This is a genomic window from Robertmurraya beringensis, assembly GCF_042433785.1.
GTDB lineage: Bacteria > Bacillota > Bacilli > Bacillales > Cytobacillaceae > Robertmurraya_A > Robertmurraya_A beringensis.
Window position 1 is genome coordinate 182,642 of the sequence record NZ_JBHLUU010000015.1, and the last position, 19,162, is coordinate 201,803.

The 19,162-nt window shown below is 38.9% G+C and carries 19 protein-coding genes; 17 read left to right on the plus strand and 2 right to left on the minus strand.

The features are described 5' to 3' along the window. Positions 1–94: 94 nt before the first annotated feature. The 13 genes from nadB (at position 95) to yajC (ending at position 12,429) form a co-directional block, all read left to right on the plus strand. Positions 95–1,663 carry an L-aspartate oxidase gene (gene nadB / locus ACFFHF_RS03190; protein ID WP_160547643.1) on the plus strand — a complete coding sequence of 523 codons (1,569 nt, stop codon included), beginning with the start codon at positions 95–97 and terminating at the stop codon, positions 1,661–1,663. After that, on the plus strand, positions 1,632–2,468 hold the full coding sequence (gene nadC / locus ACFFHF_RS03195) for a carboxylating nicotinate-nucleotide diphosphorylase (protein WP_160547644.1): 837 nt from the start codon (positions 1,632–1,634) through the stop codon (positions 2,466–2,468). Before nadB ends, nadC begins: the two co-directional genes overlap by 32 nt. 19 nt (positions 2,469–2,487) lie before the next feature. After that, the gene (nadA, locus tag ACFFHF_RS03200; RefSeq protein WP_160547645.1) at positions 2,488–3,591 is read left to right on the plus strand and encodes a quinolinate synthase NadA; all 1,104 of its coding nucleotides are present in this window, start codon (positions 2,488–2,490) and stop codon (positions 3,589–3,591) included. A gap of 159 nt (positions 3,592–3,750) precedes the next feature. Then, positions 3,751–5,475 carry a SafA/ExsA family spore coat assembly protein gene (safA, locus tag ACFFHF_RS03205; RefSeq protein WP_377057588.1) on the plus strand — a complete coding sequence of 575 codons (1,725 nt, stop codon included), beginning with the start codon at positions 3,751–3,753 and terminating at the stop codon, positions 5,473–5,475. Next, positions 5,459–6,445 carry a phosphotransferase gene (locus tag ACFFHF_RS03210; protein ID WP_160547647.1) on the plus strand — a complete coding sequence of 329 codons (987 nt, stop codon included), beginning with the start codon at positions 5,459–5,461 and terminating at the stop codon, positions 6,443–6,445. The genes safA and ACFFHF_RS03210 overlap by 17 nt, the downstream gene beginning before the upstream one ends. A gap of 93 nt (positions 6,446–6,538) precedes the next feature. Then, positions 6,539–7,288, plus strand: coding sequence for a YhcN/YlaJ family sporulation lipoprotein (locus ACFFHF_RS03215; RefSeq protein WP_160547648.1), 750 nt, complete (start codon positions 6,539–6,541; stop codon positions 7,286–7,288). A gap of 132 nt (positions 7,289–7,420) precedes the next feature. Then, positions 7,421–7,942 carry a BofC C-terminal domain-containing protein gene (locus ACFFHF_RS03220; protein WP_160547649.1) on the plus strand — a complete coding sequence of 174 codons (522 nt, stop codon included), beginning with the start codon at positions 7,421–7,423 and terminating at the stop codon, positions 7,940–7,942. A 109-nt stretch (positions 7,943–8,051) separates the two neighbouring features. Further along, on the plus strand, positions 8,052–8,663 hold the full coding sequence (gene ruvA / locus ACFFHF_RS03225) for a Holliday junction branch migration protein RuvA (RefSeq protein WP_160547650.1): 612 nt from the start codon (positions 8,052–8,054) through the stop codon (positions 8,661–8,663). Positions 8,664–8,687: 24 nt separating this feature from the next. Continuing rightward, complete coding sequence (ruvB, locus tag ACFFHF_RS03230) at positions 8,688–9,689, plus strand: Holliday junction branch migration DNA helicase RuvB (RefSeq protein ID WP_160547651.1); 1,002 nt, start codon at positions 8,688–8,690, stop codon at positions 9,687–9,689. Then, positions 9,686–9,892 (plus strand): DUF2905 domain-containing protein, encoded by a 207-nt coding sequence (locus ACFFHF_RS03235; protein WP_160547652.1) that lies wholly within the window; start codon positions 9,686–9,688, stop codon positions 9,890–9,892. Before ruvB ends, ACFFHF_RS03235 begins: the two co-directional genes overlap by 4 nt. A 31-nt stretch (positions 9,893–9,923) precedes the next feature. Then, entirely contained in the window at positions 9,924–10,952 is a 1,029-nt protein-coding gene (gene queA, locus ACFFHF_RS03240; RefSeq protein ID WP_160547653.1) for a tRNA preQ1(34) S-adenosylmethionine ribosyltransferase-isomerase QueA, read from the plus strand. A 24-nt stretch (positions 10,953–10,976) separates the two neighbouring features. Continuing rightward, positions 10,977–12,116 carry a tRNA guanosine(34) transglycosylase Tgt gene (gene tgt / locus ACFFHF_RS03245; RefSeq protein ID WP_160547654.1) on the plus strand — a complete coding sequence of 380 codons (1,140 nt, stop codon included), beginning with the start codon at positions 10,977–10,979 and terminating at the stop codon, positions 12,114–12,116. A 31-nt stretch (positions 12,117–12,147) separates the two neighbouring features. Next, positions 12,148–12,429: a preprotein translocase subunit YajC gene (gene yajC, locus ACFFHF_RS03250; protein WP_160547655.1), complete on the plus strand. Its 282-nt coding sequence runs from the start codon at positions 12,148–12,150 to the stop codon at positions 12,427–12,429. A 53-nt stretch (positions 12,430–12,482) separates the two neighbouring features. On the opposite strand, the gene ACFFHF_RS03255 is transcribed toward yajC, so the two are convergent. Then, entirely contained in the window at positions 12,483–12,953 is a 471-nt protein-coding gene (locus ACFFHF_RS03255) for a TIGR04086 family membrane protein (RefSeq protein WP_340904744.1), read from the minus strand. A 66-nt stretch (positions 12,954–13,019) separates the two neighbouring features. Here ACFFHF_RS03255 and ACFFHF_RS03260 point away from each other — a divergent pair, with 66 nt between their 5' ends. Continuing rightward, a complete protein-coding gene (locus tag ACFFHF_RS03260) occupies positions 13,020–13,670 on the plus strand; it encodes a DUF421 domain-containing protein (protein WP_377057590.1) in 651 nt (216 codons plus the stop codon). 18 nt (positions 13,671–13,688) lie between these two features. Here ACFFHF_RS03260 and spoVB read toward each other — a convergent pair whose 3' ends face one another. Further along, complete coding sequence (spoVB, locus tag ACFFHF_RS03265) at positions 13,689–15,251, minus strand: stage V sporulation protein B (RefSeq protein ID WP_160547657.1); 1,563 nt, start codon at positions 15,249–15,251, stop codon at positions 13,689–13,691. Positions 15,252–15,381: 130 nt separating this feature from the next. Between spoVB and ACFFHF_RS03270 the strand changes: the two genes are divergently transcribed. The 3 genes from ACFFHF_RS03270 to ACFFHF_RS03280 all read left to right on the plus strand — a co-directional run bounded on the left by ACFFHF_RS03270 (position 15,382) and on the right by ACFFHF_RS03280 (position 19,077). Next, the gene (locus tag ACFFHF_RS03270) at positions 15,382–15,678 is read left to right on the plus strand and encodes a post-transcriptional regulator (protein WP_160547658.1); all 297 of its coding nucleotides are present in this window, start codon (positions 15,382–15,384) and stop codon (positions 15,676–15,678) included. 120 nt (positions 15,679–15,798) lie between these two features. Beyond that, positions 15,799–18,063 (plus strand): protein translocase subunit SecDF, encoded by a 2,265-nt coding sequence (gene secDF, locus ACFFHF_RS03275; protein ID WP_160547659.1) that lies wholly within the window; start codon positions 15,799–15,801, stop codon positions 18,061–18,063. Between the two features lie 99 nt (positions 18,064–18,162). Continuing rightward, on the plus strand, positions 18,163–19,077 hold the full coding sequence (locus ACFFHF_RS03280; protein ID WP_160547660.1) for a cation diffusion facilitator family transporter: 915 nt from the start codon (positions 18,163–18,165) through the stop codon (positions 19,075–19,077). Positions 19,078–19,162: the final 85 nt, after the last annotated feature.

Sequence of the window (19,162 nt, forward strand, 5' to 3'; positions counted from 1 at the left end):
AACGATAAGATTTCCTTCACAAAACACTTGTCATAATTGTAATTGTATGTAAATATAAGTGTCAAGACACCTGTAAAATACGGATGGTGATAAAATGATACATTCCGATGTGTTAATTATTGGAAGTGGAGTGGCAGCTTTGCAATTAGCAAGGAAGCTTAGCTGTGATATAAATGTGATTATTCTCACAAAGTTGAAAGCGACAGATGGAAATTCAAATCTCGCACAGGGTGGCATAGCGGCGGCAATAGATATCGAAGACCGTCCAGATAAACATTATCTTGATACGTTAGAGGCAGGAAGGTACACGAATGATCGTGAGCTAGTGAAAGAAATGACAGAAATGGCTCCGTCCCTAATTAAAGAAATGGTTTGTGATGGATGTACGTTTGACCGAGCGAAAGATGGAAGCTTACTACTTGGATTGGAAGGAGCACATAGTCATAACCGAATCGTTCATAGCGGTGGGGATGCAACAGGGAAAAAGGTAATGAAATTTTTATTAAAGGAAACCATGCATGCACGAATAATAGAAGAAATGGTTGTTTACGAGTTATTGGTTAAAGACGGAAGATGTATCGGGGTAAAAGGTAAAGATAAGCATGGTGAGACCAATATTTTCCTTGCAAATCATGTGGTCCTAGCAACAGGAGGTCTAGGTCAACTATATAGTTTCACTTCTAACGCGGAGACGGTAGTAGGAGACGGAATTGCACTTGCATACCGTGCGGGTGCAGAGGTAGCAGATTTAGAATTTATTCAATTCCACCCCACTCTTTTGTTTGTCGATGGGAAGTGTCAAGGATTAGTTTCAGAAGCAGTTCGAGGTGAAGGGGCATTCCTAACTTTACAGGATGGAACTAGAATAATGAAAAATGTTCATCCAATGGGAGACCTAGCACCCAGACATATTGTGTCACAAACCATATTTGATTATTTGCAAGCAGGTGAGCAAGTATTTTTAGATGTTCGTCATATAAAAGAGTTTACTAAGAAGTTCCCAACCATAACCAAAATGTGCGAGGAGAATCGAGTTAATCTTTCAAAAGGTCTTATTCCGATTGTGCCTGGCTGCCATTTTGTCATGGGGGGAGTGAAAACAGATCATTATGGTCGTACAAGTGTTAAAAACCTATATGCAATTGGTGAGGTAGCTTACACAGGAATTCACGGTGCCAACCGATTAGCTAGTAATTCCTTATTAGAAGGTCTTTTTTTCGGAAAGAGACTGGCCGAGATTTTGAATCAGACAGTCAAGCAGGCTTCATATTCCATTATCGAAACAAGTTCAAGGGATATGGGAACAGTGTCACTCCCAGATAAGGCAGTCCTGCAGGAAAAAATGATGAAGCATGCAGGAATTGTAAGAAACAAGAAACATCTACAAGAGCATTTAAAATGGCTAGAGAGTTTCCAAATAAAAGAACTTATTAGTTGTTCCATCGATGAAAAATCAAAGGAAGATATCCAAGTGATATTTATGTTAATTACCGCTTGGTTAGTTACGAAATCAGCTCTTCTTCGAGAAGAGAGTCGTGGTGGGCATTTTCGAGGGGATTTTCCATCTGAAGATAAGGGATGGCTAGAGAAAAAAATCATTTTAAAACATGAACAGGAGCAGGGAGATTTCTATGAACAAATTAAAGCTGCGTTTGCAACTTGAACAATTTTTCCTGGAGGATATTGGGGAGCGAGATGTAACAAGTGAACTAATTTTTGGCGAAGAAGAACGAGGGGAACTTGTATTTATTGCAAAAGAGAATGGCATTTTCTGTGGAGAAGAGATCATTCGGACAGGGTTCACACTTCTAGATACTGATGTGGTTATTGATCTTGAAGTTAGGGATGGAGAACGGTTTGAACAAGGCCAGAAGTTAGTATCCATTTTAGGACATGTAACCACGTTACTGAAGGGGGAAAGAGTGGTACTTAACCTTGTTCAGCGAATGAGTGGAATCGCTACTCGAACAAGAGAGGCTGTAAATATATTAGATTCTACTTCTACTAAAATTGTAGATACACGTAAAACGACACCAGGACTTCGGATGCTTGAAAAATATGCGGTTCGATGTGGTGGAGGCTTTAATCACCGATTTGGTTTATACGATGGAGTAATGATTAAAGACAATCATATCTCTTTTGCAGGTTCCATTTCTAAAGCTGTGCAAAAAGTAAAGTCCCATTTAGGGCATATGGTAAAAATCGAAGTGGAAATTGAATCGAAGCAGCAGTTGTTAGAAGCGATTGAGGCTGAGGCAGATGTGATTATGTTTGATAATCGTACACCTGATGAAATCAAAGAGTGGATCACTTTGGTTCCAAAAGGAATCGTAACAGAGGCTTCTGGTGGTATTACGTTAGAGAACCTGGACACGTACAAGCATACAGGAGTGGATGTTATTTCATTAGGATTTTTAACACATACGATTCAGTCAATTGATATTAGTGCGAAAGTTCATGTGAAGTAAGTAAGAGAGGATGAATGAGATGAATCTATTTGAAGTGATTGAAAAAAATAAGCTTTTGCCTGACCAATACAAAGAACTAACCAAGGAAGAAATGGAAACCAGAGTTCAAGCCATTAAAGAAAGATTAGGAAACAAACTATATATTCCTGGGCATCATTATCAAAAAGATGAAGTTATACAATTTGCTGATGATACAGGAGATTCATTAAAACTTGCGCAGCTTTCTGCAGAGAATCACGAAGCAGCATATATTGTGTTTTGCGGCGTCCATTTTATGGCTGAAACGGCGGATATATTAACAAAGGATACACAAAAAGTGATACTGCCAGATATGCGAGCAGGTTGCTCAATGGCAGATATGGCCGATATATACCAAACGGAAAGAGCGTGGTCAGAGCTACAAAATGTATTTGGTGATACCATTCTTCCTTTAACCTATGTGAATTCCACTGCAGCCATAAAATCTTTTGTTGGGAGACGTGGTGGTGCAACAGTCACGTCGTCCAATGCTGAACATATGGTCACATGGGCATTTACTCAAAAGGAGCGGATATTATTTCTTCCTGACCAGCATTTAGGGAGAAATACCGCTTTCAATCTAGGGGTGCCGTTAGAAAAAATGGCGGTTTGGGATCCGATCTCTAATACTTTACAATATGAGGGGAATTTAGAAGACGTAAAGGTAATTTTATGGAAGGGACATTGCTCTGTTCATGAGAACTTTACCATTCATAACATTGCGGATATCCGGACCAGTAACCCTGATATGAAAATTATTGTTCACCCAGAGTGTAAGCGTGAGGTAGTGGAGCTATCTGATTTAGCAGGTTCGACAAATTACATTATACAGCAAATTGAGGCATCACCTGCTGGTTCTGCTTGGGCCATTGGAACGGAAATGAATTTAGTGAATCGAATTATTCAGGATCACCCAGATAAACAAATTGTATCTTTAAACCCGCATATGTGTCCGTGTCTAACCATGAACCGTATTGATCTGCCCCATTTATTATGGGCGTTGGAAAGTATAGAACAAGGGGAACTTCATAATGTTATAAAGGTCGAGGCTGAAATTGCAGAGTATGCAAAGCTTGCTCTTACAAGAATGCTTGACCAATCCTAAAAGGCTGCAGCCCTCCAATCATTTGGAGGTTTTTTTTGTGAGAAAAAAGGGGACAATTCATATTCTTTTTGAAAAATTCATAAGTTTTTATGTAGATTGTTAGCAATTTGCCCACTCCGACATACAATATATGGACTTACGCATAGGAGGGAAATCAGAGTGAAAATCCATATCGTACAGAAAGGGGATACTCTTTGGAAAATCGCCAAGAAGTACGGCGTGAATTTTGAAGAGCTGAAAAAAATGAATACGCAGCTCAGTAACCCTGATATGATCATGCCCGGTATGAAAATCAAAGTACCATCCGGTGGTGGAATGATAAAGAAAGAAGCCCCTATCACTGGAAAGCCGGAAGCGAAAATAAATATGGGTACAAAAAAAGAGATGCCTAAAGAACAGCCAATTGCTCTAGCACCAAAAGAAGCGCCTAAAAAAGAAATGCCGATTGAACAACCGCCAAAGATGGAGGAGAAAATCGAACCAATTGCAGAGGCTCCAAAGAAGCCGTTCAAGCCAAAAATGCCAGTGATTCCTGAAATTGATATTAACAACTATTATATGATGAATATGGCGAATTTATCTGTACAACCGCAACAACAAGCAAAGCCTGTACCAAAGCCGCCGAAACCAGTTAAAGAAGAAATAAAGCCAAAACAATTATCACCTGCTGAAGTAAAAGCTCAACCAGCACCACAATTTCCAATGCAACCCAAACAGCTTCCTGCGGAAATGACCTTACCAGAGGTAAAACCTTTACCGGAAGTGAAGCCAATTAAAGGTGTAAAACCACTGCCAGAGGCCAATACTGACGTTCCAAACTTTACTCAAGGAGGGGGTTACGGACCCATGAATCCAATGTATCCACAAAATTTCTATCCATATCCACAAGCTAATCCAGGATTTGGTCAGCCAACAGGTTTTGCTCCTCAAGCACCATATCCACAGGTTCAAGGTGCAATGACAGGTGCGCCAACGATGCCAACGATGCCATATGGGATGATGCCTGGAGTTCCAGGAATGGGTATGCAACCGTTCGATGATGAATCTTCATCATTTATGCCGGAAATGCCAATGATGCCAGGTCAAGTGATGGGTGTACAAAATGGACAAATGCCAATGATGCCAGGTCAAGTGATGGGTATACAAAATGGGCAAATGCCAATGATGCCAGGTCAAGTGATGGGTGCACAAGATGCGCAAATGCCAATGATGCCAGGTCAAGTGATGGGTGCACAGGATGCACAAATGCCAATGATGCCAGGTCAAGTGATGGGTGCACAAGATGCGCAAATGCCAATGATGCCAGGTCAAGTGATGGGTGCACAGGATGCACAAATGCCAATGATGCCAAATCAAGTGATGGGTGCACAGGATGCACAAATGCCATTAATGCCAACAGAAGTAGCTGGAGTTCAAGATATGCCAATGTATCAAGCTCCTATGCATCAAGCTCCTATGTATCCTTATCCACCATATCCTGCACCATTGTTTCCTTGTGGACCAATGATGCCTGGACCAGGATACTTCCCACCAGCCTATCCATCTATGGGTATGCCACAACAAATGCCATATAGTCCAATGCCACAAGTGCAAGGGGTAATGGACCAAATGGAATCACCTAGTATGGATAATTACCAAATGCCTTTAACACCTAATTATTCTGCTCCAGCCGTACAAGGAGTACAGGATGATTGTGGATGTGGCGGTCCTGCAATGACGCCGTACGGAATGGGAACAGGCTTTGCACCCGGAATGCCACCAGTCTATGCTCCACCCTACGGACAACCGATGGCGCAGTCACCTTATATGAATCCTTATGGGTACGGTCCATCAGCACAAGGAATGCCTAGAGGTCAAAATACGACTGATGAAAATGATGAATAATGCTAGTGGAGACGATTTAACTTTAAATCGTCTCTTCTCCTATTTACAGGAAGAGCTCGTCACTCCGATTGAATCGATACACCCAATAAGAAAGAACGTTTATTTGTTGCAAAAGGGTAATCAATTTGTTGTATTAAAGGGGTTTAGTCATTTAAGAAAACTGCAGATCCAAAAGGCTTTTACTTCTTCTTTAAGGCAAGAAGGGTTTAAGAATTCATATATATTTCAAAACCTCGAAAAAGAATCACCACTATACTTAGACGGTACATATTACGGATGTCTTGAACACATACCATTATCCTCCAGCAGTCCTTTTTCTTATGAGTCCGAAAAAGAAAGAAAAGATGGGCTTCGTCTCCTTGAAGAATTTCACCAGACTACAGGTAAGCTTTCAAGAAGGTATCAAACAGTACTAAAAGAATACAATCTTATGTTGAAATGGAGAGAACGTGCAGCTCGTTTTATTAATAATTTATCCATTATTAAATTTTTTGTGCAGCAAGAAATACTAAATGAAGTAATGGAGTGGGCCGATTTTTCCTTAAAGGGGCTCGAGTTAGAGTATTCATTTTTAAATAATCATGATCAAGTGATTCTTCATGGCGATTTAGCCCACCATAACTTTATTCGTGGTATTGACTCAGAACTATATATAATTGATTTCGACTTAGTTTCAATCGGTAGTCCAGCCTGTGATTATTTACAATATTGCAATCGAATTCTGCCGAGTCTCGATTGGTCTTTACAAGATCTTACAGAATATGAGCAAATACGCCCGTTTTTAAATAATCGCGGATTTTTATATGCTTTATTATTTCCAACAGATATCTTTCGAGAATGGAATCGACTTATTAAAGATCGTCAATATTCAAGCACATTTCAAGTAAGGCAGGTTCTTGATTTAACTGTACGGCAATTTTTTAATCGACAAAGCTTTGTAGAGCAAGTAAAGCTTTTGCTTGAAAATTAATTGGTTGTTAATGTCAGGATTAAAAAGCCATAACCCTCACACCCTATAAATGAGCATGATCATGCTCTCAAATAAGCGGAGGGGGTTATTCGCTTGAGTAAAAAGCTTGTATTACTTCCGATAACTGCTGCCTTAACCTTTAGTTTAGCTGGTTGTAACCAGGATGAAGCAACCAATAATAGTAAAGAAATAAGCCAACCGTTTGGATACTACTCGAATGAAAATCATGGCGGTGGTGGAAATGCAAGGATTTACAACGAAAATGATGGTCCATTGGTAGAAATAATGGATCATTCTCTAGGTGAGGAAGGACAGAAAAGCAGAGATAATCGAAGCCAGCATTTAATGCAAAAAGACGAATCAGGAAACCCTGCTAATCCAACAGTCCCTCGTGCTAAACAGGATAAAAACTTTTTTGAGAAAGATAACCGTTATAGTCATGCTGATGCCAATTATCATGGTCATTTAGATGACCAAACCCGGAAAGCAAGAAGCTCCTATTATACAGCGTATGAAGGGGATTTAGCCGAAAAAATAGGTGATGTTACAGCGAAGGTTCCCAATGTGGAAGATGTTCGTTCCGTAGTATATGGAAGCAATGTATTAATTGCAGTAGATTTAACCAACTACGATCGCGATGTAGAAACAAAGGCAGATATCGCTAGAGCGGTTCAACCCTATCTTCGAGGAAGATCGGTGCAGGTAGTGACGGATGAAGGAACCTTTAGCAGAATCAGAAATATTGATAATGACTTACGTGATGGTGGTCCACGTGAGACCATTGATGCAGATATAAAAGGGATGTTTCGAACATTAAAGTCCCGATTACAAGGGAAAGATTAGGATTCGAAAGGGTTGATCAATATGATCAACTCTTTCGTGCGTTAATGGGCATAAATTTGAAAAAAATGGTCATTATATAAATGAAATCATGAATTTAGCTTTATATTGTAACTTTTAAATGAGGTGATCATTATGAGAACCAAATGTGTCGGTTGTTTAGGGCTATTGCTTCTCGTATTCGTTTTTCATACAAACTATGTCTTAGCTGAAGAATTAAAAACGACTCCAAGATTAGAACCTATTGATGTCAAGGTGATTCTTGAACGGGTATATCTAGACGGAGAAGTGAGTGAGGAGCAAATGGACGAGAAGATTTGGTCCATGGAACAGTTTTGGTCAAAATATGATCAATGGCAGGTCGTGGATATCGAGGATACTTCTGTTGTATTTCGTAAGCATGTAGACGATATTTCTCCTCTGTTAAAAGCTAATGGTTACTTTGGAATTACAGATGATGGTGTGCTAACGATCTATTATGGAAAACCACAAAAATATAATATTATTCAATCCTTCTTTCAATTGGATATTGGTAAATTAGAAAGTACGAGACATGAAGAATTAAAGGAAGGAATCCCGATTAGAAATAAAGATCGGTATGTAGAAGTACTTGAAACGTTCAAAAATTACACTGTTCAGGAAAAACAAGCGAACTAGAGGAGCCGGAATCGGTTCCTTTTTGCATTTTTCATCTTACATTTAGCGGTATATACTATCATATTTGTGATACAATGAGGTACAGCAAAATTAGAGGAGTTTTAGATACATGTATGATTATATTAAAGGAACGGTCGAATTTATTGGACCCGAATATATTGTAGTAGAAGCGGGAGGGATTGGATATCAGGTATCTACACCCAACCCTTTTAGCTTTTCAAAACATATTCACCAAGCGATGCAAATTTTTACATATCACTATGTAAGAGAAGATTTAATGGCATTATACGGTTTTTCCTCAAGGGAAGAAAAAATTCTTTTTACAAAGCTCCTGAATGTATCTGGTATAGGACCAAAAGGCGCATTAGCAATATTAGCATCTGGCGTACCCGAACAAGTGGTTCAAGCGATTGAAGAAGAGGATGAAGCATTTTTAGTGAAATTCCCAGGGGTAGGAAAGAAGACAGCTAGACAAATGATCTTAGACTTGAAGGGGAAACTTCAACAAGCACTTCCCGATTATTTTCCTAACTTATTCAATGAGGAAGTACATGTGGAACAGCCGAAGAATTCAAATCTTGCACTAGAAGAAGCGATGTTAGCTTTGCTATCTCTAGGATATTCTGAAAAGGAAATAAAGAAAATTACACCGAAGCTTGAAGTGGAAACACTAGAAACAGAGCAATATATTAAAAAAGCTCTACAGTTTCTTTTAAAATAGAGTTGGAAAAAGGGTGAGTGAGGATTGGACGATCGGATTATTTCTGGTGAGGCAGATGTTCAAGATTTATCATTCGAACAAAGCTTACGCCCGTTAACATTAAAACAATATATCGGGCAAACAAAAGTAAAAGAGAATTTAGAAATATTTATTGAGGCTGCCAAAATACGGCAAGAAACGCTTGATCATGTTCTCTTATATGGGCCTCCTGGATTGGGGAAAACGACATTGGCAACCATTATTGCGAATGAAATGGGAGTTAATATCCGTACGACAGCTGGCCCAGCCATTGAGAGACCAGGAGATTTAGCAGCCATTTTAACAGCCCTTGAACCTGGTGACATATTATTTATCGATGAAATTCACCGGTTACCAAGAGCTATTGAAGAGGTTTTATATCCAGCCATGGAGGACTTTTGCCTTGACATCGTGATTGGAAAAGGGGCAACTGCTAGGTCTGTAAGACTTGATTTACCACCATTTACACTTGTTGGTGCAACAACTAGAGCAGGCTCTCTTTCAGCGCCGCTTCGGGATCGATTTGGAGTTTTAAGCAGATTAGAATATTATAAAGAAGATCAGCTTATGGATATCGTATTACGAACAGCCGAAGTGTTCCAGGTAGAAATTACAAAAGATGCCGCTTTAGAAATTGCCAAGCGTTCAAGAGGGACACCACGTATCGCGAATCGCCTGCTTAGACGAGTTCGAGATTTTGCTCAAGTAAAAGGCAATGGAATGATTGACCTTTCTTTAGCCGATCACTCCTTACAACTTCTTCAGGTAGATCCATTAGGTTTGGATCATATTGATCACAAACTATTAAAGGGTATCATTGAGAAGTTTAGAGGAGGACCTGTTGGATTAGATACAATTGCAGCAACGATTGGAGAAGAGTCCCATACGATTGAGGATGTATATGAGCCTTATTTGCTACAAATAGGATTCATACAAAGAACTCCAAGAGGCAGAATCGTCACTAATCTGGTTTATCAGCATTTTCAAATGGAGGTACCAACAGAATGACTGGTGTTCCAAAAATTCTTATGACATTAGGGGCAATCATTTTTGTCGTTGGATTTCTCATGCAGTTTATACATATCGGTAGGCTTCCAGGCGATATTATTGTGAAAAAGGGAAACACGACTGTGTATTTCCCCATTGTTACCTCCATACTTGTTAGTATTATTTTATCTGCCATTTTTTATTTTTTAGGGAAATTCCGTTAATATTTGTAGTGTTTAAGAAGGGTGAAACAGCATGAAAGTAGACTTATTTGATTTTCATTTACCAGAGGAACTCATTGCGCAAACTCCATTAGAGGAGCGAACAAGCAGTAGACTCATGGTATTAGACAAGGAAAATGGAAAGTTAGAGCATACAATATTTAAAAATATTGTAGAGTATATTAGGCCAGGTGATTGCCTTGTGTTAAATGACACGAGAGTCTTGCCTGCGAGATTATTCGGTGAAAAGAAAGAAACCGGTGCTAAGATTGAAGTATTACTTTTGAAGCAATTGGATGGAGATCGTTGGGAAACATTAGTAAAGCCAGCGAAGAGGGTTAAGGAAGGAACAATTATCTCTTTTGGAAATGGACTCTTGACGGCCGAATGTGTTGGAGAATCCGAGCACGGAGGAAGAACACTTGAATTTAGCTATGAAGGTATATTTTATGAGGTATTAGAGCAGTTAGGAGAAATGCCACTGCCCCCTTATATAAAAGAACAACTAGAAGATCGAGAACGGTATCAAACAGTGTTTGCTAAGGAACGTGGTTCCGCTGCAGCTCCTACTGCGGGGCTGCATTTCACAGAAGAGCTTTTAGAAGAAATTCGCTCACGAGGGGTTCATATTGCCTTTATTACACTTCATGTGGGACTAGGGACATTTAGACCTGTCAGTGTTGATGACATTTTGGAACATGATATGCATGCCGAGTTTTATCAGATGTCAGAAGGAACCGCTCGATTGCTAAACACTGTTAAAAAGCAAGGTGGACGAATCATTTCTGTTGGAACAACTTCAACGAGGACACTAGAGACGATTGCTTCGAAACATAATGGGGAGTTTGTAGCAGAAAGTGGATGGACCGATATTTTTATTTATCCCGGATATACATTTCAAGGAATTAATGGAATGATTACCAATTTCCATCTACCTAAATCAACATTAATTATGCTTGTAAGTGCACTTGCAGGGAGAGAAAATGTCATTCATGCATATGAAACAGCAGTAACTGAGAAGTATCGTTTCTTTAGTTTTGGCGATGCGATGCTTATTGTTTAATTACTTACTAGGAGTTGACTATTTTTGACGGCTATTCGTTACGAATTAATAAAGACATGTAAACAGACAGGAGCAAGGCTAGGCCGAGTACATACACCGCACGGTTCATTTGACACACCTGTCTTTATGCCGGTAGGAACGCTTGCAACGGTCAAAACGATGGCACCAGAAGAACTTGTTCAGATGGGAGCAGGAATTATCTTAAGTAATACCTATCATCTTTGGCTTCGACCTGGACACGAGATTATTAAAGAGGTTGGTGGGCTTCACAAGTTTATGAACTGGGATCGGGCCATTTTAACAGACTCTGGTGGATTCCAAGTATTTTCTCTTAGCAAGTTCCGCCAGATTGAGGAAGAGGGAGTTCATTTTAGAAATCATTTAAACGGGGACAAGCTCTTCTTATCACCGGAAAAAGCGATGGACATTCAAAATGCATTAGGCTCGGATATCATGATGGCCTTCGATGAATGTCCGCCATTCCCTGCTACGTATGAGTATATGCAGAAATCAGTCGAACGTACATCACGTTGGGCAGAAAGATGCTTAAGTGCTCATCAACGTCCAGAGGATCAGGGATTATTCGGAATTGTACAAGGTGGGGAATATGAGGAACTTCGGAAACAAAGTGCACGTGATCTAGTTTCTCTCGATTTCCCGGGGTATGCAGTCGGAGGATTATCTGTTGGTGAACCGAAGGATATTATGAATCGAGTTCTAGAATTCACAACTCCTCTATTACCATCGAATAAGCCAAGATACTTAATGGGAGTAGGTTCTCCAGATTCTCTGATCGATGGGGCTATTCGAGGAATTGATATGTTTGATTGTGTACTACCAACTAGAATAGCTAGAAACGGAACATTAATGACGAGTGAAGGTAGATTGGTTGTGAAAAACGCGAAGTATGCAAAAGATTTTGGACCACTTGATCCAAATTGTGATTGTTATACTTGTAAAAACTATTCTCGTGCGTATATTCGACACTTAATTCGTTGTGATGAGACGTTCGGAATAAGACTTACAACTTACCATAACTTATATTTTCTGTTAAAATTAATGGAGAATGTCAGACAAGCAATCAGAGAAGATCGCTTAGGGGACTTCAGAGAAGAATTTTTTGAACAATATGGCTTTAACCAGCCAAATGCAAAAAACTTCTAAATTCATAAAGATATTGAAAGGAGGTTAGACAATGGAAGGACTATTAGGGACATTAGGTCCATTAATCCTAATGTTTGCATTATTTTACTTCTTGTTAATTCGTCCACAGCAAAAACGTCAAAAGGCGGTTTCAAAAATGCAAAGCGATCTGGCAAAAGGGGACAAAATCGTGACGATTGGTGGCCTACACGGAACAGTCGATGCATTAGACGAAGGCAAAGTAGTGATTAAATGTGGTGATGGAAGTCGTCTTACATACGACCGCGCTGCTATCAGAGAAGTACTTGAATCAAGCTCTGTAGCAAATGCTTAAAAGCATAAAAAGAGGCTAACCCTAAGGGTGGCCTCTTTTTATATGCTTATTTTTTACGCAGCTCTTTTAGAAGTGGTACTTATATTTACACCTAAAATTCCGCCCATCATGGCAGTTAAAATATAGCAAACATGATAAACGATTTCTTCAAACGAAAATAAACTATCCATTCCTAAAAATTGGAATAAAAAAATGATTGTGGTATAAACAATACCAGTGAGTCCTCCGACTAACCAGCCTTTTTGTTTCCCTTTTCCTCCTGATACGAACCCACCTAAAAATAATGTGATAAAAGAAACACCAGTAATAACAAATTGTAATGAAGCTTCGCTAGTCGGTGTAAATCGGAGGATTAAGGAAAAAATCACCGAACTTACAATTGCAAATAAAAAGACAGTAATGACTCCGTATAGTACGGCGTTGCTAAAATTTTTCGACTCTTCGATTGGACCCCTCTCCCTTCTATCTTTTCTCAGTAATTGCTTAGTACAAGCATATTCATGAGCATTTCTAAATAGAATCACATTTTGTTCATGTTTTCAGCAGATTTGTAAACAATAAAATGAATGAACATAAAGGGAGCGTTTCTTTTGGATCAATACTTTCTAATTGTTATTCGTACAATTATTTTATACGGTGTCATTTCTATAATTTTTCGACTAATGGGGAAGAGGGAGCTTGGAGAGTTAAACGTTTTAGATTTGGTTGTTTATATAATGATTGCAGAAATAGCGGTTGTAGGCATTGAGAAGCCAGAAGAAACAATAGTAAATAATATTTTACCAATGGCTGTGCTCATGATTATTCAAATCACCTTGGCCTTTTTTTCACTAAAAAGTAAAAAGGTGAGAGATATGCTAGATGGGAAGCCTTCCATCATTATCAACAATGGAAAAATTGATGAGCATGAAATGAGAAAACAACGTTACAATTTCGATGATCTCCTTTTGCAGCTAAGAGATAAGGATATTCGTAATATTCGGGATGTTGAGTTTGCAATACTAGAAACATCAGGAAAGCTATCTGTTTATGAAAAGAGTCCGAATCAAGGGGGAATTACGATCCCGTTAATATTAGATGGAGAGGTTCAAGAAAGTAATTTACAACGGTTAGAGAAAAATAAATTTTGGCTTCTTCAGGAACTAAAGAAACTCGGATATACTCAAGTAAAAGAAATTTCTTTTTGCAGCTTTCAAGACGGGAAATTCTTTGTAGATAGGATAGACACAAAAAAGAGGTGAGAATCAGTCACCTCTTTTTTAACGCATAATAAGTTTTGATAATCCGTTTCCAATAACTGGTACTCGGATCATTTCTTCTTTTTTAATTTGTCCAGCAATGATAACAAGTAGTGTATAGCTTACAGTAATAATCACGCAACTTACAATTACGTTGAGTGATAAAGGCAAGTCCCCTTTGAAATAGTTATAGACCGATAAACCAGCCCATCCGGAAACACCCATACTAGCAAATGTTAGTAAATAATCCCAAATATAAAAGGTGAAAGAAATCTTCTTCAAAACCGTTGCGAAATGGAGGAGTGTAACCACTAAAAAGCCGAAAACGATTCCTAACGCAGCCCCTTTAATGCCGAAGCTTGGCTGACTTGCTAATAAAAATATAACAGCTGTTTTTACAACGGAACCAAAGAGAGAGTTAATCATAGCAGCCCTTGCTAAATCAAGTGCTTGCAGGGTAGCTTGTAATGGCCCTTGATAGTAGTAGAAAAGGAAGAAAGGTGCCATGATTTGAATAAAGTACGCTCCATTTGAAGATCCATACATTACTTCCATAAGTGGTTCTGCTAGAACATAGAGGATTACGACGGATAATCCACCCGTTAAAAAAGCAAAGCGTAGTGCTTGTTGTAGTCGATATTCAATCAGCTTTTTATTGTTCTGTGAATTTGCTTCACTGATTGCCGGAACGAGCGACGTGGACAGCGATAAAGTAATAAACGAGGGCAATAGTAAAAGCGGCATAGCAAACCCTGTTAATGCCCCATATTGCTTAGTTGCAGTAATGGCCGCAACACCAGCAATAGCTAAGCTATGTGAGACGACAATCGGTTCAAAAAACCACGCAATCGAACCAATCATCCGACTTCCTAACGTTGGTAAAGCAACGCCCATCAGTTCATGAAACGTTGATTTTCCTTCTTGCACATGCTTGAAAAATTTCTTTCTAACTCGAAATTGTTTCTTGAGCTTAAATGAAGTAACCAGATAAATCAATGAGATAAGCTCTCCAATTACAGATGCAACCATCGCTCCTGCTGCTGCGTATTCTACTCCATATGGCATAAACATATTTGTTAATACAGCTATCAATGTGATTCTAGCCGCTTGTTCAATCACTTGTGAAATAGCAGAAGGTCTCATATTTTGTCTGCCTTGGAAATATCCTCTTAGCACAGAAGAAAGTGCAACGATTGGAATGATTGGAGCAATCGCGAGCAATGGTAAATGTGTGCGTGGATCTGTAAAAAGAGTTTCTGATAAGTACGGTGCAAGAATAAATAGAGCAGGAGTAAAGATAAGGGATAAAGTAAAGGTTGTTGCCAAAGAAACAATAAGTATTTGTTTTATTTTCTTTGTATCACCTTTCGCCTCTGCTTCTGCAATATTTTTTGAAATAGCCACCGGTAGGCCTAGTTGTGTGAGAGTGACAACAAGAATAAGTGTCGGAAAGGCCATCATATATAATCCAACACCTTCTTCGCCTATAAACCTTGCAATCACAATCCTATTAATAAAACCAAGAACTCTTGTTACAAATCCGGCAACTAACAAAATTATGGTTCCTTTTAAAAACTTTGACATCTCGCTACCTGCCTTCTCAAAATAGGTATAATCATATACAATTAACTATATGCACCTATGTGGACAAAGCATGACAAGGACTTATAAATTTCTCTATATTTTATACTCTAGTATTAGGAGGCGGCTCGATATGGAAATCGGCCATAATTACGATCGTTTTCGTAAAGAAGTACACCCAGCATTAATTAGTAAGATAGAAGAGTTTTCCCTTCTCGGGTATGGGACGATCAGTCAAGAAAGTCTTTGGGAGTTCTTAAGAAAGAAGAAATGGAGAAAACCAAAGGAGGACGTGAAGCTCTATGAGGTGGTCTCAGATATTCTTTCTGTAAATGTAGGAGAATATATGAACTATGCGACTGTGGAGGCATTTAAGTCCGATGAGTTTTCACTTGCGAATGATGAAGAAAGAAGGGAATTATTGAAATAAGTACATACTTGTCCATAAATTGACACTAATTCCTATCTGTTTCATAATATTAGTATAGAAAATACAGCAGGTAGTATGGTGATACTTGCTCGGTTACATTTTAAGGAGGATTTATACATAATGGTCAAACGCAGTAGAATTGTGGCCTTTTTGTTATTGCTGCTTCTCTTTGCAAGTACAATTGGGACAACTACAAATAGTATTTTAAAAAATATAAAACTAGGTTTGGACCTTCAAGGAGGATTTGAGGTTCTCTACGAAGTGAAACCTGCTAAAAAAGGCCAAGAGATTGACCAAGAAGTATTAAATAGTACGGTTGAGGCGTTAGATAATCGAATAAACGTGCTTGGGGTAAGCGAGCCGGTCATTCAAATTGAAGGTGATAATCGGATTCGTGTTCAGCTTGCCGGTGTTTCTGACCAGACAAAAGCACGTGAAATTCTCTCAACAGAAGCGAATTTAACATTCCGAAATGCTAATGACGAAATCATGATGGATGGTACCGATTTAGTAGAGGGTGGTGCCAAGCAAACCTTTGATGAAAACAATAAACCGAGCATCTCTTTGCAGTTAAAGAGTGCGGATAAATTCCGAGAAGTAACACAAGAAATTGTTGGAATGGCTCCTCAGAATCAGTTAATTATCTGGCTGGATTTTGAAGAGGGGAAGGATTCTTATCAAGCAGAGCTTGCTAAGGGAGAGCCAAAATTCCTGTCCAATCCTAATGTAAATCAAGTGTTTAATCAAGATACAGTTTCCATTGTAGGGAATTTTGCATTAGAAGAGGCAAAGACGTTAGCTTCCTTGTTAAATGCGGGAGCTCTGCCAGTTAAGCTTACCGAAGTGTATTCAACCTCAGTTGGTGCTCAATTCGGGGAAGAAGCCTTAAATGAAACGGTGTTTGCTGGAATCGTAGGAATAAGTGTTATCTTCTTATTCATGCTTTTCTATTATCGTTTCCCAGGATTTATTGCTGTTATTACCCTATCTCTTTATATTTACCTGATTCTTGTGATCTTCGATTGGATGAATGGAGTGTTAACTTTACCAGGAATAGCAGCTCTGATCCTCGGGGTAGGTATGGCTGTAGACGCCAATATTATTACGTATGAAAGAATTAAAGAAGAATTAAAGGTTGGAAGAACGGTTAAGTCAGCATTTGAAGTTGGAAGTAAAGGTGCATTTTGGACCATTTTTGACTCGAACATCACGACCATTATTGCGGCTGGTGTATTGTTCGCCTATGGGACAAGCTCTGTTAAAGGGTTTGCAACCATGTTAATTATCTCGATTCTAGGAAGCTTCCTCACAGCTGTTTTTGCCTCACGTCTATTGCTTGGTTTGTGGGTGAAAAGCGGTTTCTTAGATCAACGCCCTACTTGGCTTGGTGTTAGAAAGAAAGATATGAAAGATATTTCAGAGGGATACGATGCCATCGATTTACCAACCAGATTCGATCGATGGGATTTTGTGAAAAATCATAAAATCATCTTTACTATTTCAGGTGTGTTATTCTCAGTCGGACTGGTCGTTCTTATCTTGTTTAAGCTAAATCTAGGAATCGACTTTGCAAGTGGAACGAGAGTGGAAGTACCGTCCGATAAGCCAATTGAAACCGAACAATTAAAAGAAGAATTTGCAAAATTTGATCTTGAAGCTGAAAATATTGTCATGTCTGGAGACAATAATGACGTTGCTGTGGTTCGCTTTTTAGGCGTTCTAGCAAAAGAAGAAATTGCTGAGCTAAAAGCGCATTTTAAAGAATTGTACGGTTCAGAACCGAATATCAGCACGGTTTCCCCAGTGGTTGGAAAAGAGTTAGCTAAAAATGCAATGATTGCTGTAGCCATAGCATCCATTGGAATTATCCTTTATGTATCAATTCGTTTTGAGTGGAGAATGGCTCTTGCTGCAATTGTCGCCCTCTTACATGATGTTTTCTTCATTATTGTTTTGTTTAGCTTTACAAGACTAGAGGTAGACTTGACGTTTATTGCAGCCGTCTTAACCATTGTTGGTTACTCAATCAATGATACAATCGTAACATTTGACCGAATGAGAGAAAACTTAGCTAAGAAAAAGAGAATTAAAGCTTATGGAGAACTTGCTGATGTTGTTAATAGTAGTTTACGTCAAACATTAGGAAGATCAGTAAATACGGTGTTAACCGTAGTTATTGCTGTTGTTGCTTTATTACTATTCGGAAGTTCCTCCATTCTTAATTTCTCATTAGCATTGCTAATAGGATTAGTTGTTGGTGTATATTCTTCTATTTTTATCGCTGCTCAACTTTGGCTAGTGATGAAAGCAAAAGAACTTAAGCAAAAGGGAGTTCTAATTACTGAAAAAGTAAAAAGAGAAAGAACAGACGAGCCACAGGTTTAATTTTAGAACCACAGGGAATATTTCTCTGTGGTTTCTCTTTTTGAAACGGATTTTTTGGTTACACTATTGGTAGTGAATGGGTTGAAGGAGAGTTAAGTATTGGAAAATCAAGAGCGATTTAAGAAGGCTGAATTTGTAGCAATCATAGGGATTATCGGAAATTTAGTTTTAGCTATCTTGAAATGGGTAATTGGTGTGTATGCAAACAGTCGGGCTTTAGTTGCTGACGCGGTTAATTCGGCTTCAGATGTAGCGGGTTCCTTAGCCGTATTTATTGGACTGCGTGCTGCTAAACAACCACCGGATGAAGATCATCCTTACGGACATGGCAAGGCGGAGTCGATCGCGGCCATTATTGTTGCTGTATTATTGGTTTTAGTTGGGTTCGAGATTGGAAAATCTTCTTTCCAAGCGTTTTTCCAACCGATTGAAGCCCCTAAACTTATTGCTCTTGTGGCTGTTATTGTATCTATTGCCATTAAAGAGGCAATGTTCCGTTATACCTACAAGACGGGGAAGAAATTAAACAGTGATGCATTAATTGTAACCGCATATGATCACCGGTCAGATGTGTATTCGTCTTTAGCGGCATTGGTAGGGATTGGCTGCGCCATTTTAGGAGACAAGCTTGCCATTGGCTGGCTCGTGTATGCAGATCCTGTAGCTGGGTTATTTGTATCCATTCTTATTTTAAAATTAGCTTGGAAACTGGGGAGTGAATCGATTCATAATGCTCTTGATCATGTTTTACATGAAGAAGATACAATCGAGCTTCGAAAGATTGTTGAAAGCATACCAGAGGTCAAAAAAATTGATGAACTACACGCAAGGGAACACGGGCACTATGTGATTATTGATATAAAAATATCTGTCGATCCTTATATAACAGTCGAAGAAGGGCATCGAGTTGGGAAAAAGGTAAAACAAAAGCTAATGGAAGAAAGACATGTTGAAAATGTGTTTGTACATATCAATCCCTATAATCCGGATAATAGTGAAATTACATCTGATTAAAGAGAAGTCTGCTTGAAAGCAGGCTTCTTTTATTTGCTAACTGGGGAAACCATTCCATTGAAACAGTAGACTGCCTAAAGTATAA

Bases quoted from the DNA above. Each gene is read 5' to 3' on its own strand.
- nadB (WP_160547643.1), top strand. From the start codon at position 95: ATGATACATTCCGATGTGTTAATTATTGGAAGTGGAGTGGCAGCTTTG.
- nadC (WP_160547644.1), top strand. From the start codon at position 1,632: ATGAACAAATTAAAGCTGCGTTTGCAACTTGAACAATTTTTCCTGGAG.
- nadA (WP_160547645.1), top strand. From the start codon at position 2,488: ATGAATCTATTTGAAGTGATTGAAAAAAATAAGCTTTTGCCTGACCAA.
- ACFFHF_RS03210 (WP_160547647.1), top strand. From the start codon at position 5,459: ATGAAAATGATGAATAATGCTAGTGGAGACGATTTAACTTTAAATCGT.
- ACFFHF_RS03220 (WP_160547649.1), top strand. From the start codon at position 7,421: ATGAGAACCAAATGTGTCGGTTGTTTAGGGCTATTGCTTCTCGTATTC.
- ruvA (WP_160547650.1), top strand. From the start codon at position 8,052: ATGTATGATTATATTAAAGGAACGGTCGAATTTATTGGACCCGAATAT.
- ACFFHF_RS03235 (WP_160547652.1), top strand. From the start codon at position 9,686: ATGACTGGTGTTCCAAAAATTCTTATGACATTAGGGGCAATCATTTTT.
- queA (WP_160547653.1), top strand. From the start codon at position 9,924: ATGAAAGTAGACTTATTTGATTTTCATTTACCAGAGGAACTCATTGCG.
- yajC (WP_160547655.1), top strand. From the start codon at position 12,148: ATGGAAGGACTATTAGGGACATTAGGTCCATTAATCCTAATGTTTGCA.
- spoVB (WP_160547657.1), bottom strand. From the start codon at position 15,251: ATGTCAAAGTTTTTAAAAGGAACCATAATTTTGTTAGTTGCCGGATTT.
- ACFFHF_RS03270 (WP_160547658.1), top strand. From the start codon at position 15,382: ATGGAAATCGGCCATAATTACGATCGTTTTCGTAAAGAAGTACACCCA.
- secDF (WP_160547659.1), top strand. From the start codon at position 15,799: ATGGTCAAACGCAGTAGAATTGTGGCCTTTTTGTTATTGCTGCTTCTC.